The organism is Streptomyces sp. NPDC007929 (assembly GCF_042959065.1).
Taxonomy (GTDB): Bacteria; Actinomycetota; Actinomycetes; order Streptomycetales; family Streptomycetaceae; genus Streptomyces.
On record NZ_JBIBKD010000002.1, the window covers coordinates 226,974 to 243,297 of the forward strand.

15 protein-coding genes and 1 tRNA gene are annotated in these 16,324 nt (G+C 73.4%); 6 read left to right on the plus strand and 10 right to left on the minus strand.

The window, feature by feature from the left end; genetic code table 11:
• Positions 1-10: 10 nt before the first annotated feature.
• The gene (locus ACFZDE_RS05840; RefSeq protein WP_391003247.1) at positions 11-505 is read left to right on the plus strand and encodes a DUF3830 family protein; all 495 of its coding nucleotides are present in this window, start codon (positions 11-13) and stop codon (positions 503-505) included.
• Here the strand turns inward: ACFZDE_RS05840 and ACFZDE_RS05845 are convergent.
• Positions 486-1,895, minus strand: a complete 1,410-nt coding sequence (locus ACFZDE_RS05845; protein WP_391197771.1) for an amidase — start codon at positions 1,893-1,895, stop codon at positions 486-488. The two genes, ACFZDE_RS05840 and ACFZDE_RS05845, sit on opposite strands and share 20 nt — an antisense overlap.
• 17 nt (positions 1,896-1,912) lie before the next feature.
• Positions 1,913-2,860, minus strand: a complete 948-nt coding sequence (locus ACFZDE_RS05850; protein WP_391197774.1) for an NAD(P)-dependent oxidoreductase — start codon at positions 2,858-2,860, stop codon at positions 1,913-1,915.
• Between the two features lie 197 nt (positions 2,861-3,057).
• Between ACFZDE_RS05850 and ACFZDE_RS05855 the strand changes: the two genes are divergently transcribed.
• From ACFZDE_RS05855 to ACFZDE_RS05870, 4 genes are all read left to right on the plus strand, one after another.
• Positions 3,058-3,873 (plus strand): aspartate/glutamate racemase family protein, encoded by an 816-nt coding sequence (locus ACFZDE_RS05855; protein ID WP_391197776.1) that lies wholly within the window; start codon positions 3,058-3,060, stop codon positions 3,871-3,873.
• Positions 3,870-4,601, plus strand: a complete 732-nt coding sequence (locus tag ACFZDE_RS05860) for a decarboxylase (RefSeq protein WP_391003255.1) — start codon at positions 3,870-3,872, stop codon at positions 4,599-4,601. The genes ACFZDE_RS05855 and ACFZDE_RS05860 overlap by 4 nt, the downstream gene beginning before the upstream one ends.
• 248 nt (positions 4,602-4,849) lie before the next feature.
• Positions 4,850-5,122, plus strand: a complete 273-nt coding sequence (locus tag ACFZDE_RS05865) for a hypothetical protein (protein WP_391197777.1) — start codon at positions 4,850-4,852, stop codon at positions 5,120-5,122.
• Positions 5,123-5,352: 230 nt separating this feature from the next.
• The gene (locus tag ACFZDE_RS05870) at positions 5,353-6,429 is read left to right on the plus strand and encodes an MsnO8 family LLM class oxidoreductase (RefSeq protein WP_391198895.1); all 1,077 of its coding nucleotides are present in this window, start codon (positions 5,353-5,355) and stop codon (positions 6,427-6,429) included.
• Here ACFZDE_RS05870 and ACFZDE_RS05875 read toward each other — a convergent pair.
• Positions 6,405-8,261: an EAL domain-containing protein gene (locus ACFZDE_RS05875; RefSeq protein ID WP_391003261.1), complete on the minus strand. Its 1,857-nt coding sequence runs from the start codon at positions 8,259-8,261 to the stop codon at positions 6,405-6,407. The two genes, ACFZDE_RS05870 and ACFZDE_RS05875, sit on opposite strands and share 25 nt — an antisense overlap.
• 307 nt (positions 8,262-8,568) lie before the next feature.
• Between ACFZDE_RS05875 and ACFZDE_RS05880 the strand changes: the two genes are divergently transcribed.
• Positions 8,569-9,834 carry a M6 family metalloprotease domain-containing protein gene (locus tag ACFZDE_RS05880; RefSeq protein WP_391197779.1) on the plus strand — a complete coding sequence of 422 codons (1,266 nt, stop codon included), beginning with the start codon at positions 8,569-8,571 and terminating at the stop codon, positions 9,832-9,834.
• Positions 9,835-9,908: 74 nt separating this feature from the next.
• On the opposite strand, the gene ACFZDE_RS05885 is transcribed toward ACFZDE_RS05880, so the two are convergent.
• From ACFZDE_RS05885 to ACFZDE_RS05915, 7 genes are all read right to left on the minus strand, one after another.
• Positions 9,909-9,982 (minus strand) — tRNA-Lys (locus ACFZDE_RS05885).
• Positions 9,973-10,662, minus strand: coding sequence for a bifunctional DNA primase/polymerase (locus ACFZDE_RS05890; protein WP_391197782.1), 690 nt, complete (start codon positions 10,660-10,662; stop codon positions 9,973-9,975). Before ACFZDE_RS05890 ends, ACFZDE_RS05885 begins: the two co-directional genes overlap by 10 nt.
• Positions 10,663-10,794: 132 nt before the next feature.
• Positions 10,795-11,163, minus strand: coding sequence for a hypothetical protein (locus ACFZDE_RS05895; protein WP_391003267.1), 369 nt, complete (start codon positions 11,161-11,163; stop codon positions 10,795-10,797).
• A gap of 157 nt (positions 11,164-11,320) precedes the next feature.
• Positions 11,321-12,655, minus strand: coding sequence for an AAA domain-containing protein (locus tag ACFZDE_RS05900; RefSeq protein ID WP_391197784.1), 1,335 nt, complete (start codon positions 12,653-12,655; stop codon positions 11,321-11,323).
• On the minus strand, positions 12,652-14,244 hold the full coding sequence (locus ACFZDE_RS05905; RefSeq protein WP_391197787.1) for a hypothetical protein: 1,593 nt from the start codon (positions 14,242-14,244) through the stop codon (positions 12,652-12,654). The genes ACFZDE_RS05900 and ACFZDE_RS05905 overlap by 4 nt, the downstream gene beginning before the upstream one ends.
• On the minus strand, positions 14,235-15,368 hold the full coding sequence (locus ACFZDE_RS05910) for a hypothetical protein (RefSeq protein WP_391197789.1): 1,134 nt from the start codon (positions 15,366-15,368) through the stop codon (positions 14,235-14,237). The genes ACFZDE_RS05905 and ACFZDE_RS05910 overlap by 10 nt, the downstream gene beginning before the upstream one ends.
• Positions 15,319-16,311, minus strand: a complete 993-nt coding sequence (locus ACFZDE_RS05915) for a phosphatase PAP2 family protein (RefSeq protein ID WP_391197790.1) — start codon at positions 16,309-16,311, stop codon at positions 15,319-15,321. Before ACFZDE_RS05915 ends, ACFZDE_RS05910 begins: the two co-directional genes overlap by 50 nt.
• Between the last annotated feature and the right edge of the window lie 13 nt (positions 16,312-16,324).

Consider the following 16,324-nt stretch of genomic DNA (forward strand, 5'->3'; position numbering starts at 1 on the left):
CCATGGAGGCATGGCTGATCGCTACATCGAAGTCTCGCTGGTCAAGCGCGACGTGACCTGCACGGCCAGGCTGCTGGACGACCGCGCGCCGATCACCTGCGCGGCCGTCTGGGATTCCCTTCCGCTGGCCGGCGACGTCTACCACGCGAAGTACGCACGCAACGAGATCTACGCCCTTTTCCCGCCCTTCGCCCATACCGAGCCACCCCTGGAGAACCCGACCATCACCCCCATCCCCGGCGATCTGTGCTATTTCACCTTCGCCGGGGCGGAGTTGGGGACCAAGGCCTACGGCTACGACCGCGAGGTCCGCGCCGGGACCACGCTCGTCGACCTGGCCCTGTTCTACGAACGCAACAACCTGCTGCTGAACGGCGACGTCGGCTGGGTCCCCGGCATCGTCTGGGGCCAGGTCGTCGACGGCCTGGAGACCATGGCCGAGGCGTGCAACGACCTGTGGAGGTCGGGAGCGGCGGGGGAGTCGCTCAGCTTCCGGCGGGCCTGACCCGGCCGGAGGACGCCACCCCGGCCCCGAACAGCGCGTGGGCCGCCCGCAGCACCAGATCGTCCCGGTGCCGGGCGGCCACGAGCTGGAGCCCGATCGGCAGACCGTCCGCGTCGGCGCCGACCGGCACGCTCGCCGCGGGCTGCTGCGTCATGTTGAACGGGTAGGTGAACGGGGTCCAGCCCGTCCACCGCCGATGGCCGGATCCCTTGGGCACCTCGGCGCCGGCCTCGAACGCCGTGAGCGGCATGGTCGGCGTCACGAGCAGGTCGTAGGTGTCGTGGAAGCGGCCCATCCGGCGGCCCAGGTCCATCCGCACGTCCACCGCGGCCAGATACTCCAGCGCCGAGTAGCGGGCGCCCCGCGCGCAGATCTCCCGCAGGCCCGGGTCCAGCGACTCCCGCTGCTGCGGGCCCAGGCGCTGCGTCACCCGGGCCGCCCCGCTGAACCACAGGGTGTGGAAGGCCTCCACCGGGTCGGTCAGGTCCGGGTCCGTCTCCGTGACGTACGCGCCCAGCTCCGCGAGGCGCTCCACCGCCCGCCGCACCGCCCGCGCGACCGCCGGCCGCACCGCCACCTGCCCGCCCAGCGACGGCGAGTACGCCACCCGCAGCCCGCGCACCCCGCCCGCCAGAGCGTCGGTGTACGGACCGGCCGGGGCGGCCAGCGCCGACCAGTCGCGCGAGTCCGGATGCCCGATCACGTCCATCAGCAGCGCGGCGTCGGCCGCGTCCCGGGTCATCGGCCCGACGTGCGCCAGCGTGCCGAACGCGCTCGCCGGGTAGAGCGGCACCCGCCCGTACGTCGGCTTCAGCGCGAAGATCCCGCAGAACGAGGCCGGGATGCGCACACTGCCGCCGCCGTCCGTGCCCAGCGACAGCGGTCCCGCGCCGAGCGCCACGGCCGCGGCGCTGCCGCCGCTCGACCCGCCCGCGGTGCGCGAGGGGTCGTGCGGGTTGCGGGTGATCCCGCTGAGAGGTGAGTCCGTCACGCCCTTCCAGCCGAACTCGGGCGTCGTCGTCTTGCCGATGAACACCGCCCCGTGCTCCCGCAGCCGGGCCACGGACGGCGCGTCCTCGTCCCACCGCCCCGCCGGATCCACCGCCCTCGACCCACGCAGGGTCGGCGCCCCGCGCTGCAACAGGATGTCCTTGACGGTGACCGGCACCCCGTCGAGCAGCCCGCGTGGCTCACCGCGCCGCCATCGCTCCTCGGACTCCCGGGCCCGCTCCAGCGCGTCCTCGGCGGTCAGCCGGACGAAGGCGTTCACCTCCGGCTGGATCGCCTCGGCCCGCTCCAGCGCGGCCCGCGTCGCCTCCACGGGACCCCACTCGCCCTTGCGGTACCCGTCGAGGAGCCGTACGGCGGACAGCTCGGTGAGCTCGGTCAATTCACCCTCCAGGAACGTCAGTGACCCGGTACGTACCCACGCTGCTTGTCGACCACGTTCTTCAACGGCTCCCCGGCCGCCCACTGTTCGAACAACTCCACGAACTGGGCGCCCAGTTCATCGCGCCAGCCGATGGTGTCGCCGCTCATGTGCGGGGACACGATGAGGCCCGGCGCCCGCCACAACGGGTGCTCGGCGGGCAGCGGTTCGGCTTCGAAGACGTCCAGGGCGGCGCCCGCGATCCAGCGCCTGGACAGGGCATCGGCGAGCGCGTCCTCGACGACGAGCTGGCCGCGGCCGATGTTGACGAACCGGGCGGAGGGCTGCATCAGGCCGAAGCGGCGGGCGTCGAACATCCCGTGCGTCTCGTCGGTGAGCGGCGCCGCGGCGATCACCCAGTCGGCGCGGGCCAGCAGCCGGTCCAGGTCCTCCGGGCCGTGCACGCCGGAGCGCGCGGCACGGCCCACGAGCGCGGTCCTGATGTCCAGCGCCCCCAGGGTGCGCGCGATCGCCCGGCCGATCGGCCCCGAACCGACCACCACGGCCCGATTACCGGCGATCTTGAGCGACTCGCGGTGCCGCCAGGTCCGCTCCCGCTGCAACTCCAGCGTCCTCGGCAGGTCCTTGGCCATGGCCAGCACGAGTGCGGCGACGTACTCCGCGATCGGCTGGTCGAAGATGCCGCGCGCGTTCGTCACCACCGTGTCCGAAGCGGCGAGTTCCGGACACATCAGATGGTCCACACCGGCGCTCGCCGTGTGCACCCAGCGGGGCCGCGGGCCCTCGCCGGGCCACGCGTCCCGCACGGCGCGCGAGGTGAAGTCCCACACCAGGAGTGCGTCCGCGCGCGGGAGGCGCTCGGCGAGCCCCGCCGCGTCCGTGTGTTCGATGCGGGCCCGGCCGGTGAGCCGGCCGAGGCGGGGGAGGGGTTCGGCGTCCAGGACGAGGAGGGTGGGGGTGGGCATGAGCAGCCGTTTCTCCAGCCGTTCGGCGGGGCCGGCCGGCCCCGGGGCACCGGTCGGTGACGACGATTTCACCCGGTGCTGACCAAGGAGTGATCCGGGCGGATTGACCACGCTCGCACCCGAACCTACCGTCGTCAACACGGGCGTTCCCACGATCCGTTGCACACTAGTTGCCCAGCGTGAGGCCGGTGCCTGCCATGGACGTCTCATTTCTCGGCGGGCCCAGCCCGCAGCGCGGGGTCGGCGTCGTCGCCCCCTTCGATTTCGCACTGGATCGCGAGCTGTGGCGCTGGGTGCCGGACGAGGTCTCGCTCCATATGACCCGTACCCCGTACGTGCCGGTCGAGGTGAGTCTCGACCTGGCCCGCCTGGTCAGCGAGCACGAGACGCTGAGCGAGGCGGTCCGCACGCTCAACGCGATCGCCCCCGAGGTCGTGGCCTACGCCTGTACGTCGGGCAGCTTCGTCGGCGGCATGATGGGCGAGCGGGCGATGTGCGAGGCGATGAGCCGGGCCGGTGCCGTACCGGCGATCACCACCTCCGGCGCGCTGCTGGAGGCCCTGGTCGAGCTGGACGTACGCCGGGTCGCGCTGGTGACGCCCTACACGGTCTCGGTGACGCGGTCGCTGGAGGCCTACGTCGCCCAGGCCGGCGTCACGATCTCCGGCTGCGCCTTCATGGGACTGACCCGGCACATCTGGAAGGTCCCCTACCGGGAAGTGGTGGACATGGCCCGGCAGGCCGTCCACGACGACGCCGACGCGCTGTTCATCAGCTGCACCAACCTGCCCACCTACGACGTGATCCCCCAGCTGGAGGCCGAACTGCGCATCCCCGTGATCTCGGCCAACCAAGTGACGATGTGGGCGGCACTGCGCCGACTGGGTACCCGTGCGGTGGGGCCGTACCAAGCGCTGATCAATCCGGCGGCGCGGTCCGGTCCCGCAACGCCGGGGGCGGACCCCGGTCCCGTACTGCCGGACAAAGAGCAGCAGCAGGAAGGCTGGACATGACAGCACTGGGATTTCTCTACCCGGGCCACTCCGCCGAGGACGACTATCCGCGCATCGAGCAGTTGCTGGGCAGCGACATCCGGGTGGACCTGGTGCACACCGACATCGGTGAGGACGCGCACCGGGTGGACGCGCTGCTCGAGATGGGCTCCGCCGGGCGGCTGGCGGCGGGCGTCCAGGAACTGCGGCACGCCGGCGCGGACGCGGTGGTGTGGGCCTGCACCAGCGGCAGCTTCGTCTACGGCTGGGACGGCGCCCAGGAGCAGGTCCGCGCCCTGGCCCAGACGGCCGGCATGCCCGCCTCGTCCACGTCCTTCGCGTTCGCGCACGCGGTGCGGGAGCTGGGGGTGCGCAGGGTCGCGATCGGGGCGACGTACCCGGAGGACGTGGCGCGGCTCTTCGCCGAGTTCCTCGGGGCGGCCGGTGTGGAGGTCGTGGCGGTCAACAGCTCCGGCATCATCACGGCCGCCGAGGTCGGCACCTGGGGCGAGGCCGAACTCCTCGCCCTGGCCCGTGACTCCGACCACCCCGACGCCGAGGTTCTCCTGCTGCCCGACACCGCCCTGCACACGGCGGCCCACATCCCGGCCCTGGAGAAGGAACTCGGCAAACCGGTCCTCACCGCCAACCAGGTCACGGTCTGGGAGGGCCTGCGCCTGGCCGACCGGCGGGTGAACGCGCCGGAACTGGGGGCGCTGTTCACCCGGGAGCCGATCGTGCAGGTGTGACAGACGGCGCCTGATCCTCGCCGTCTGCCGTCTGCCGTCTGCCGTCTGCCGTCCGTCGCCCGTTACCCGCCGCCCGTCCGTCGTCCGGGGCCCGCCCGTGGTCCGTGGCGCTGTCGCGGGCGGCGAGGCGTGTTCAACTCCGGCAGATCGCAGGAGACTTCGGATGACCGAAAGCGCGTTCCCTTTCGCCGTCCCTCCCGTGCACACTGGCCACATCCGCAGCCAGTCATGCCGTGAAGGATGCTCCGATGGCCGAATCGGGCCCGTTCAGATCCTCTGCAAGCGCTGTCCAGCTGTCCGCGCGCCTGCTGTGCTGGAGCCTGGCCGCGGCCATGGCCTCCGCCGCCGCGGACGCCTGGCTCCACCCCCATCTGCGCTGGTGGGGTGCCGTGTGGCCGCTGCCGTGGTGGTCCGCCTGCCTGGCCGTCCTCACGTGGGCCGTTCTGCGGGCCCGCGAGAAGGGGGACCGTACGCCCCCGCAGGACGGCGCCGCCCGGGGCGACTGGGAGCAGGCCGCCTGAGAGACCCGGACGCGGTGGGCCGCCGGGGAATAACCGGAGACAGTCCCCTGTTAGGGCCGGAAGGACAGCACCGGCGCACGCAGCCGGAAGAACAGCACCCGGCCCACAGCAGGAGGCACCCCACCGTGGCGGCAGACGAGACACGCGGCGACGCGACACCTGGCGACGCGACACCCGGTGACAAGACGCCCGGCGACGCGACACCCGGTGACAAGTCGCCCGGCGACGAGATACGCGGCGCGGTCCGGGGCAGCGCCCCCGTCCCCCTCTCCGTACTGGACCTGGTCACCGTAGGGGCCGGCCGCACCGCCTCCGATGCCCTGCGCACCAGCGTCGACCTGGTCCGTCTCGCGGAGAACCGCGGCTTCCACCGGTACTGGGTCGCCGAGCACCACTCCATGCCGGGCGTGGCCTCCTCGTCCCCGGCCGTGATCCTGGCCCACCTCGCCGCCCACACCGACCGCATCCGGCTCGGCTCGGGCGGTGTGATGCTGCCCAACCACGCCCCGCTCGTGATCGCCGAGCAGTTCGGCACGCTGGAGGCCATGGCCCCGGGCCGGATCGACCTCGGCCTCGGCCGCGCCCCCGGCACGGACGGCGCCACGGCCGCCGCCCTGCGCCGCACGGAACGGCTGAACGAGGGCGCCGACGATTTCCCCCAGCAGCTCGCCGAGCTGACCCGCTTCCTCGACGACGACTTCCCCGACGGGCATCCCTACCGCCGTATCCACGCGGTCCCCGGCCCGGTGCAGGCCACGTCGCCCGGCGGCGTCCAGTCCCCGCACCGCCCGCCGCTCTGGCTGCTCGGCTCCTCCGGCTTCAGCGCCCGCCTCGCCGGTGCCCTCGGGCTGCCCTTCGCCTTCGCCCACCACTTCTCCGCGCAGAACACCGTCCCGGCGCTCGACCTGTACCGGGAGTCCTTCCAGCCCTCCGCCGTGCTCGACGAGCCGTACGCCCTCATCGGCGTCTCCGCGCTCGCCGCCGACGAGGAGAAGGAGGCCCGCCGCCAGGTGCTGGCCGCCGCCCTCAGCATGGTCCGGCTGCGCACCGGCCGCCCCGGCCTCGTGCCCAGCCCACAGGAGGCGGAGGCCTACGAGTTCAGCCCCATGGAGCGCGACTTCGTCGACTCCTGGAACGCCAACGTCGTGCACGGCACCCCCGACGAGGTCCGCTCGGGCCTGGACGACCTCGCCAAGCGCACCGGCGCCGACGAGCTGATGATCACGGCCAACGCGCACGGCGGGGACGTCCGGCTGCGTTCCTACGAACTCATCGCCGACGCCTACGGGTTGCCCACGCCCGCCTGAACGTCCGGCGTGCCCAGCAGCTCGGAGATGCGGTCCGGTGACACCGGGCGGGAGTACAGCCAGCCCTGTCCGGTGTCGCAGCCGATGCTCCGCAGCCGCGTCGCCTGCGCCGAGGTCTCCACGCACTCGGCGGTGACGGTCAGCCCGAGCCGGTGCGCGAGCTGGATCATCGCCTCGACGACCACCTCGTCGGCCGGGTTGGCCCGTGCGGCCGCCTCCCGGTCGTCGTACTGGAAGCCGCGTACGAAGGACCCGTCGAGCTTCAGCACCGACACCGGCAGCCGGCTCAGATAGGCCAGGTTCGAGTAGCCGGTGCCGAAGTCGTCGATGGCGATCCGCACGCCCATGTCGCTGAGCGCCTTCAGGGTCTGGAGCGGACGCCCCGCCGAGCCCATCACGGCCGACTCGGTCAGCTCCAGCTGGAGCAGGTGCGGGGCGAGCCCGGTGTCGGCCAGGGTCTCGGCCACGTCCGCCACCAGGTCCGAGTCCCAGACCTGCCGTACCGCCACGTTCACGCTGACGAAGATCGGCGGCTCGTCCGGGTGGTCCAGCTGCCACCGGCGGGCCTGCTCGCAGGCCGTACGGAGCACCCAGCGGCCCAGCGGGACGATCGAGCCGTCCTCCTCCGCGAGTCCGATGAACCGATTCGGCGTCAGCACGCCGAACTGCGGGTGGTTCCAGCGGACCAGGGCCTCGACCCCGTGCAGCCGGTCGTCCTCCATGCCGACCAGCGGCTGGTACTCCAGCCGGAACTCGCCCCGGTCGATGGCCGGCCGGAGCGTGGAGGCGAGGGCCTGGCGGGTCATGCGGTGGGCGTTGCGCTCAGGGTCGAACAGCGTCCAGCGGGCCTTGCCGTCGGCCTTCGCCCAGTACAGCGTGGTGTCGGCGGCCTGCATCAACGCGGTGGGGGAGGTGCCGGCCGCGTGCCGCTCCACGACGCCGATCGACGCCGAGACCGACAGCCGCCGGCCGGAGATGTCGAACGGGTCCTGGACCGCCCGCAGCGCCGACTCGGCCAGTTCGGCGAGCTGTTCGGTGCCGGTGGAGTCCTCGACGAGCAGCGCGAACTCGTCACCGCCGAGCCGCGCCACCAGCGGGACGCTGGTCCGCGCGTGACCGGCCTCGTCCGCGCAGCGTGTGAGGCGCTCGGCGACGGCGGCCAGCAGCCGGTCCCCGACCCGGTGGCCGAGGGTGTCGTTGATGGCCTTGAAGCCGTCCAGGTCCAGGTAGCACAGCCCGATCCGGCCGGTGCCGCTGCGCTCGTACGACTCCGCCTCCAGCGCCGCCGACAGCCGCTCGAAGAACAGGGTGCGGTTGGGCAGCCGCGTCACCGGGTCGTGCATCTGCAAGTGCCGCAGCCGGGCCTGGAGTTCGCGGCGGTCGCCGATGTCGGAGACCGACAGCAGCACACCGTCGTCGGCGGGCAGCGGGGCGACCGTCACCTGCACCCACAGCGAGTGCCCGTCCGGGTGCTTGAGCCGGCGCGTGCAGCGCAGCCGGGACTGCCGTCCGCGCAGCACCTCGCGGTAGGCGTGCCAGGTGCGGGCGTCGGAGGTGAGGTCGGCCAGATCGGCGGCGACGGATCCGGCCAGCGACTCCGGGCTGCCGCCGAGCAGCGTGGCGAGCGCGTCGTTGGCGCTGACGACCAGGCCCTCGCGGTCGACGACGGCCATGGCGAGCGGGGCGGCCGTGAAGACGGAGCGGTAGGGCTGCCGGGTCGGGGGCTCGGTACGGGGAGACGTGTCGATCTCACTCTCTGTGACGACCGGCCGGTCCAGGTCTGCCGCGGGCGCCGGCCCTTCGGAGGTTCCGCTCACCGCTCGCTCCCGCATGTATTCGATCTCTGTCCGTGCAGGAAAGGTCAGGAAAGTGTGCCGATCATAGAGGCTGGCCCATGGGCCTTCCAGCCGGTGTCCAGTCTCCCCGGCCAACCGGCCCTTCTGCCAGATCGTTTCTGCGCGCACCTGGACGGCTTCTTCAGGCCCCCGACCAGTTGTGACGTTCTGTGAGTGCTTCGGGGGTGTCGTCTTCCGGGATTTTTCGGCCCCTTCACCCGACTGGTGCAGGCAAACAGGACGCGGTACGACAAATCATCACAGGCTGGGTGCGGTGTCCCGCGAACCGTACCCGGAGGTACCCGTGCCGCGTCCGTTTCCGCGCGCCCGACTGCGCAGCACCGCGGCCGTGTTCACCACCATGTCCGCGCTCGCCGCCACCTCCCTCGGGGCCAGTCCCTCGGCGGCCGGGCTCGACTCCGCCGCGCCCTGCGCCCTGACCCGGACCGACGCCCACCACTCGGAGGGCCTGGACACCTGGAACGCCGCCTATCCGCGCCCGGCCGAGTCCCTGAACGCGGTCATGGTCTTCCTGTCGTTCCCCGACGCCCACCCGCTGACCACGCCGCAGGAGCTGACCGCGGACCACTTCCCGGCCACCACCCGCTTCTTCGAACGCGCGTCCTACGGCCGTTTCACCCTGCGCCCGCACGCCCTGCGGCACTGGATCCAGATGCCCAAGCCGTCCACCGCGTACGCCATACAGCGCGACTGGAAGCCCGGGCACCGGGCCGCGTACCTGCGGGACGCGCTCTCCGTGGCCGACCCGCAGGTGGACTTCTCGGCTTACGACGTCGTGTACTTCGTCGCCGATCCGGACGCGCCGGGCGTGGACTCCGACGCGACCAAGGTGGTGAACCTGACGAGCCCGCTGCGGGCCGACGGCACCGATCTGCGCCGCATCGTCACGGTGTTCGAACAGCACCCGCCGGACCGGCTTGTCCTCGCCCACGAGACCGGGCACGTGTTCGACCTGCCCGATCTCTACCACCGGCCCGCGGACGGCAAGGGCGACTGGGACACGCACGTCGGCGACTGGGACCTGATGGGCAGCCAGTTCGGACTCGCCCCCGACCTCTTCGCCTGGCACAAGTGGAAGCTGGGCTGGCTGTCTCCGCGGCAGGTCAGATGTGTGCAGGACGCCGGCCCGGCCCGGCTGACCCTGGAGCCGCTGGCGGCGGGCCCGGGGACGCCGGTGGGGGCGGCGGGGGCGCAGCCCTTCGGACTCGGGCGGGGCGCCAAGCTCGCGGTGGTGCGGACGGGGCCGGACAGTGTGCTCGCCCTGGAGGTGCGGGGGCCGGTGGGCAACGACGTGGCCGCGTGCCGGCAGGGGGTGCTGGTGTACCGGGTGCGGGGCGGGGCGGCGCAGTCCGGGGGCGGGCCCATCGAGGTGATCGACGCCCATCCGCGCACCGACGCGTGCTGGGAGGACTCCGTCTACCCGCCCCTCGCGGACGCGCCGATCGGCATCGGGGAGAGCTTCACGGTGCCGGGGGAGGGGGTGCGCATCGAAGTGGAGGGGCGGACGGCTTCGGGGGCGTGGAACGTGAAGATCGCGGTGGGGCACTGACGGGGTTCGCGGGCGGGGGCTTTTCCGGGGTACGCGAAAGGCCCCTCGCTCTCGCGAAGGGCCTTCACTGTCGGTGCGCCGCCAGGGACTCGAACCCCGGACCCGCTGATTAAGAGTCAGCTGCTCTAACCAACTGAGCTAGCGGCGCCTGCTGACGTCGTAGACCTTAGCATCCTGGTCGGCGGGAGGAAAAATCGAAATCCGCACCGCTGAGCGGGCCGCTCGGACCGCCGCCCAGAGCAAGACCTCGGGGCCCGGAAGCCAGGGCTGACGGGTGTCGGGGGCGACGAGCCAGCGGGAAGCGGAACGGGCGGGTACGGCTGCGGCCGCGGTGCTCCCGGCGGGCGGCTCGATGGTGGGCGGCGCGGTCGTGGGGGCGGTGTTCCCGGCGGACGGCGCGATGGTGGTGGGGGCTGTGCTCCGTGACGGCGCCGGGACGGTCACCGCGTCTCCGATGCCGTGGCACAGCAGCGGCGGCACCGCGTCCGTACGGCTGGCTTCCCGGCCGTCGCGGCCGCCCCACTCCTCCCACTCCAGCAGTGCGGGGAGCCGCTGCGCCGTGCCCGGGGCGGCGAACAGCAGCATCCGGCCCCGGAACTGCGCGACCGGGCCCGAGCCGGGGCCGTCGTCCCACAGCCGGTCGAGCATCCGCCGGCCGAACATCGCGGGCGCGCCGACCACGTCGAAGACCGACCCGCAGGGCAGCACGACCGGTGCGTCCGGCCGCTCCTCCCAGAGGGCGAGCGTGCTTCGCGGATACGTTCCTGCCGAGGCGAGCCAGGCGGCCCCGTCCGGGGTGACTTCGGAGGCGTTCCATGCGCTGCTCATGGGATCCAGGTGTACCCGCCGTGAGCGCGCGGTTTCCGAGGGTTGCGGGAAACCGGGACAGGAGGGGGTGGGAGGGGGTATCTTGCCCGCCTGGCATATGCCAGATGATCGGGAAGGGCGTGCAGTGCCGTGTCAGACGGACTCGCCGGGTCCCCGGCCCTCGGCGTCGCCCCGCATCAGGTCCCGCCCGAACTCGACCATCTTCTTGGCGTAGTCCTCGGTCCACTCGGCCCGCTCGGCGATGTCCGCGGCCGTCAGCCGGTCGAACCTGCGCGGATCGGCCAGCTGCGCCGCCGCCATCGCCTGGAACTCCACCGCCCGGTCCGCCGCGGCCCGGAACGCCAGCGTCAGCTCCGTCGCCCGGGCCAGCAGGGCCCGGGGATCGTCGATCGACTCGAGGTCGAAGAAGTGCTCAGGGTCGGAGGCCGCCTCGGCGGGCTCGAAGAGCAGGGGCGCGGGGCGTAGCCGCGGTTCGTTCCGACGCGGCGTGGGCTCCGCCATGTCTTCTCCTCCTCGTACATCGCGCTGGCCCGCCCGGTGGAGCGGGCCACCGTCCATTGTCTCGCGGGCGCGCAAGTGGGCATCGCGGTAGTGGGTACGGCCCCCACACCACCCCCCGTTCGTCACACCCCTCGGGACCCGGGGTGTTCCAGCCAGATCACGGCCGCCACTGCACCCGGTGTTCCGCCAGGTGTGCGAGGACCGCGTGGTTGGCCTCCCAGCCGTCCGGGAACTTCACCACCGTCCCCAGCTGCACCGGTTCCGTGGACGGATAGTCGTCCAGCAGGTCGGTCACCCCCGCTCGGCAGACCACGATGCAGGCGTGCCGGTGGCGGGAGGCCAGGACGCAGAGGCGGCCCGTCTCCAGGTGGAAGGCCGTGGCGTCGGGGCGGCCGGAGAGGGGGTGGAGGACCACCGTGACGTCGTACTCACGCCCCTGAAGCCGGTTCGCCGTGTCCACGACCACGTCGGTGACGCCGAGGCCGGCCAGCGCCGAGCGCACCGCGGCCGCCTGGTCCCGGTGGGCCGTGCCGACGGCGACCCGGTCGGCGGTGAGGGGCGAGGGAACCGGGGAGCGCTCCGACGTCGCCGCGCCCGCACGGTCCAGCAGGCGCCGTACCACCGTCGCCACCGCCAGGACCGCCTCCGGGTCCGTGCGCGGGGTGTGCCGGGCGGGCAGCTCCAGCAGGCCCCAGCCCGACTCGGCCGCCTCGTCGATCACCCGGTCGGGGCCCGAGCCGTCCGACGGCACGCCGAAGGCCAGCGCCCGGTCACCGGGCCCGGTGCCGCTGCGGAACGGCGTGTACGGGTAGAACGCGTCCGAGACCAGGGGCGCCGCCGAGGCCGGGAGCCGCCAGGAGACCGGCAGCCGGTGCTGGGGCAGGTCCGGATTGTGCGCGAGCAGGGTCGTCACCGCCGAGCCCGACGGGTCGTACGTGAGGCCCGCCCACTGCTCGCTGCCGACGATCGCGAACGGGTCCAGCTGCCCCGGGTCGCCCACGAACAGCGCCCGCTCGAACAGCCCGGCCACGGCGAGCAGCGCGTCCGAGCGCATCTGGTACGCCTCGTCGACGATCGCGTGCCGCCACGGCTCGTCGACCTTCACATGCGCCCACTTCGCCGCCGTCGAGATCACCACGGCCTGCCCGGCCAGGTCACCCGCCTTGGCGGACTTGCGCACGCTCGGCAGCTCGTCGAGCGCCTTGTCGTACGGATCGGAGTCGCTGCTGTGCAGCCGGCCCACCTGTAGCTCGGGGTTCTTCTCGGCGAGCCGCAGGACCAGGTCGTCGACCTGGGCGTTGGTCTGCGCGACCACCATCAGCGGATGTCCGGCCTCGGCCAGTTCCAGGGCCGCGCGGACCACCAGCGTGGACTTGCCCGCGCCGGGCGGTGAGTCCACGACGACACCGCGCGCGGTGCCGTGCAGCGTGTCGTGCAGGATCGCGTCGGTGGCCCGGGCCGCGGCGGCCGAGGGGTCGAACACCGTGGTCACAGCACATCCTCCTCGGTCACCGGATCGGCCGGCTCCAGGGCCGCCTCGCCGGGCGGCCCGCCGTGCGTCCACGGTGTCTCCTCCGGGTCGGGCAGCTTCGCGCCGCCCCGCTGCTCGTGCTCGAAGAGCGTGAAGCAGACCCGGTCACCCTTCTCCGGCACCGAACCCGGCTCGGGCTCCTTGCCGCGGCCCATCTTGTCGAGGATCCGCAGGACGACCAGAGCGCCGTCCTCCTCCTCCGCGACGAACTCGGCCGACTGCGGCTTCCCGCCCAGCGAGCGGTACACCTTCGTCCGCTCGCCGAGATGCGGCCGGTCGTCCGTGCGCACCGTGACCAACGGGCGCGGGCTGGGCCGCTTGCCCTCGCTGTACGCCATCACCACATCGGTGACCTCACCCGCGAACGCCTCCCCGGACAGCCGCCGCCCCGCCATCACCAGCGGGTCGTCGAGGGCCTCCTGTGCCTCCAGCCGGGCCTGTTCGCGCTCGCGCGTGGCGAGCTTGTTCGCCGCGGTGACCGCGTCGTCGCGGCGCGGCTGCGGGGGCTCCCCGGCCAGCACCCGGTCGCGGTGCCCGGTGAACGACCAGCGGTCACGGGTCCACCGCTCCTCGACCCGCGCCCCCTCCGGCAGCTCCCGCAGCAGGTCCAGGCCGCGCCAGAGGGCGTCCCAGGTGGGCCGGGTACGGCTGAGCACCAGCTCGCGGATCTCCCGCTCGGCGGCGCTCAGCGCACCCAGCCGGTCGTCGGCCTCCAGCCCGTCCTCGGCGGCGGCCAGGGCGGTGCGGGCCCGGTCGTAGCGCTCGATGGCCGGGGCGAGCAGCTTGTTGTCGAACGCCGGGTCGGTCGCCGGACCGGCCGGCGGGCACGTCAGCTGCCCCTGCGCGTCCCGCTCCAGCTCGGCGCGCAGCGCGGCCTCGGCGCCGGTGACGCCCTGCGGCGGGTCGATCCAGGCGAGCAGCGCGCCCAGATGCTGGTCCTCCAGGGTGGACTGCCCCGTCACCCAGTGCCGGCCCAGGACGTCGGTCATCGCCAGCAACAGCGAGGAGCCGGGCACCCGGGCCCGCTCCCCGAAGTGCGTCAGCCACCGCCCGAGCAGCGGCACCCGGGGCGGCGCCGGGTAGGGAGCCTCCGGGTCCTGCTCCGCCGTACGCCGGAACCGCGTGGAGCGTCCGAGCAGCCGCACCAGGTCGATGCCCGCGCGGCTCGGCACGATCAGCTGCGGCGCGTCCGCGCACAGGTCGACCTCGACCTTGACGCGCTTGCCGGTCTCCGGGTCGGTCTCGGTGCGCTCGGCGGCCTCCACGGCCTCGGCGCAGGAGTCGACGTACGGCAGCACGACGTCGGCCAGTTCGGCCAGGAATCCGAACCTGAGGTCGCGGTCGCGGGGCTGTGGGACGGCCAGCAGCCGCGGCGCGTCCCGGTCGGTGCCGACCAGCGCGCCCAGCGGGGCACCGGCCTCACCGGCGGTGATCAGCGGCACGAAGACCAGGGGACGGTCGCCGAGATGCCGGTGCCGGACGGTCGCGGCGGGCTGGGCCCGTCCCGTGCTGACGGCTTCCAGACGGGCCAGGGTGGAGATCAGCGACACGCCGCCCCCAGGGCCTCGGCGCGCAGGGCGGCGGCGCGCCGCAGGGCCGCCACGGCCGGGTCGTCGGGATCGCCCGCCTCGCCGCGCGCGGCCGCGAGGACCTCCTCGACCGTCGTGAGACCGCCCAGCTCCGCCCGCAGGGGACGCCCCAGCGAGGTCACCGCGCCCTCCTGGCGGGACCGGGCCCGGCAGTGGAAGGCCAGCTCGCACGCGGACAGGCACTCGGGCGCGTAGGTCGCCGGGACCGACTCCACGGCCGCCGTCAGCTCCTCGGCGGGCAGCTCGGGCGAGAAGCACGTGCCCTCGGGCAGCGCGCCGGCGATGTCCTCGATGCGGGTCAGCCGGGCCAGCTGGCGGGCCGTCACCGCCCGCTGCTTGCGGATGTCGACGGCGGACGCGGCGGGCAGGTTGGAGAAGTCCCTGGGGCACACGAGCAGCACCCGGTGCCGCACCCGCGGGGCCGGGGCCTCCTCCGCGCCGAGCCGGGCCGCGACCTCCTCAAGCGCCAGCACGTACACCGCGGCCTGCCGGGCCGCGGCGCCGACCTTCGCCGGGTCCGCCGAACCGTCCAGCAGGGGGAAGGACTTGATCTCCACGACCGTCCAGCTGCCGTCCGGATGCACCACCACCGCGTCCGGCTCCAGGAAGGCGGGGGAGCCCGCGACGTCCAGCGCGAGCATCGGATGGTCCAGCAGCGTCCACGCGCCCGGGTGTGCGGCGGCCTCCCGCAGCTCCAGCTCCGTACGGGCCGTGCGCCCCCGGGGTCCGGCCGCCGTCAGGTCGGGCACGCGCGCCCCGGCCGGTGGCTCGGCGGACCGGTCGAGCTTGTCGTGCACCAGCCGCAGCAGCTCCGCGCCGCCGTCGGCCTTGACCTTCGCCTCGAAGGCGTTGCCCCGGGTGAGCGCGAACTGCGATTGCCCGAAGGCCGACGGCGAGCCCAGGGCGCTCGCCAGCGCCGCTTTGTTCACCCCGGCGCCGTCGAGGATCGCGCGCCGCGCACAACCGGGGTTGGCGGCCAGCGCCGCCAGGGCCCGCGCGTCCAGCGCCTTCGCGGGTACGTCGCGCCCGCGCAGCTCAGCGAGCTGCTGCCGGAGCGCCGTCCCCCGCGTCCTGGGGAGAGGCACCCGGCTCGGCTCCGTCTTCGAACCGCGACTCGCGCTGCCGTGGAATTCGCTCACCCGCGGAAGTCTGGCATCCGGCACTGACAATCGAGGAACCCGAGGCGGAGGAGTCCGCCGCGACCGGTGCGGAATCCGGGGCCGGGGAAGCCGCCGCGACGACCGGGGCCGGTGACACGAACCGGGCCTTGACCCGGTCCGCGGCGCGCATCACGAACGGGGCCAGCAGCAGTCCGACGCCCATGACGGCCGCGCCCGCGACCGCGTCGAGGAAGTAGTGGTTGGCGGTGCCCATGACCACGATCGTCGTGATCAGCGGATAGGCCACCGCGGCCGTCCTCGTCAGCCGCGAACCGCCGAAGCGCCACAGCATCACGCCGCACCACAGGGCCCAGCCCACGTGCAGACTCGGCATGGCCGCGTACTGGTTGGTCATGTCCCCCATGCCGCGCGGCGCGCTCGCCGCACCGCCCCACCAGCCGTACGAGCTGTACTGCGCCATCGTGTCCACGAAGCCGTGGCTCGCGTCGAGGAGCCGGGGCGGGCAGGTCGGCAGCAGGGTGAAGCCGATCAGCCCGATCAGGGTGGACGTCATCAGCCAGGTCCGCGCGGCGCGGTACCGCACGGCCCGGGAGCGGAAGAGCCACACCAGGACGGCCGGAGTGACCAGGTAGTGCAGCGACGCGTACCAGAAGTCGGCGGGTATGCCTATCCAGGCCTCGCGCGTGAAGAGGCGGTTGAGCGGGCTCTCGAAGTCGAGGTACAGGGCCTTCTCGAAGCGCAGGATCGTCAGACCTTGGTCGACGGCGCCGGAGACGTCACCGCGGGCGAGGAGCCGGCCGGCCGAATAGCACGCGTACACCAGCAGGATCAGCGGCAGCTCCGTCCACCAGCGCAGCCTGGGCGCGGGGGCCGCCGCCTCGGTGCCCGGTGTCTCGGTGTGCTGCATCCGATCGTCCTCC

Excerpts from the sequence above, each read along its gene's own strand:
- ACFZDE_RS05915 (WP_391197790.1), bottom strand. The coding sequence starts at position 16,311 with ATGCAGCACACCGAGACACCGGGCACCGAGGCGGCGGCCCCCGCGCCC.
- ACFZDE_RS05895 (WP_391003267.1), bottom strand. The coding sequence starts at position 11,163 with ATGGCGGAGCCCACGCCGCGTCGGAACGAACCGCGGCTACGCCCCGCG.
- ACFZDE_RS05865 (WP_391197777.1), top strand. The coding sequence starts at position 4,850 with ATGGCCGAATCGGGCCCGTTCAGATCCTCTGCAAGCGCTGTCCAGCTG.
- ACFZDE_RS05890 (WP_391197782.1), bottom strand. The coding sequence starts at position 10,662 with ATGAGCAGCGCATGGAACGCCTCCGAAGTCACCCCGGACGGGGCCGCC.
- ACFZDE_RS05855 (WP_391197776.1), top strand. The coding sequence starts at position 3,058 with ATGGACGTCTCATTTCTCGGCGGGCCCAGCCCGCAGCGCGGGGTCGGC.
- ACFZDE_RS05840 (WP_391003247.1), top strand. The coding sequence starts at position 11 with ATGGCTGATCGCTACATCGAAGTCTCGCTGGTCAAGCGCGACGTGACC.
- ACFZDE_RS05875 (WP_391003261.1), bottom strand. The coding sequence starts at position 8,261 with ATGCGGGAGCGAGCGGTGAGCGGAACCTCCGAAGGGCCGGCGCCCGCG.
- ACFZDE_RS05850 (WP_391197774.1), bottom strand. The coding sequence starts at position 2,860 with ATGCCCACCCCCACCCTCCTCGTCCTGGACGCCGAACCCCTCCCCCGC.
- ACFZDE_RS05860 (WP_391003255.1), top strand. The coding sequence starts at position 3,870 with ATGACAGCACTGGGATTTCTCTACCCGGGCCACTCCGCCGAGGACGAC.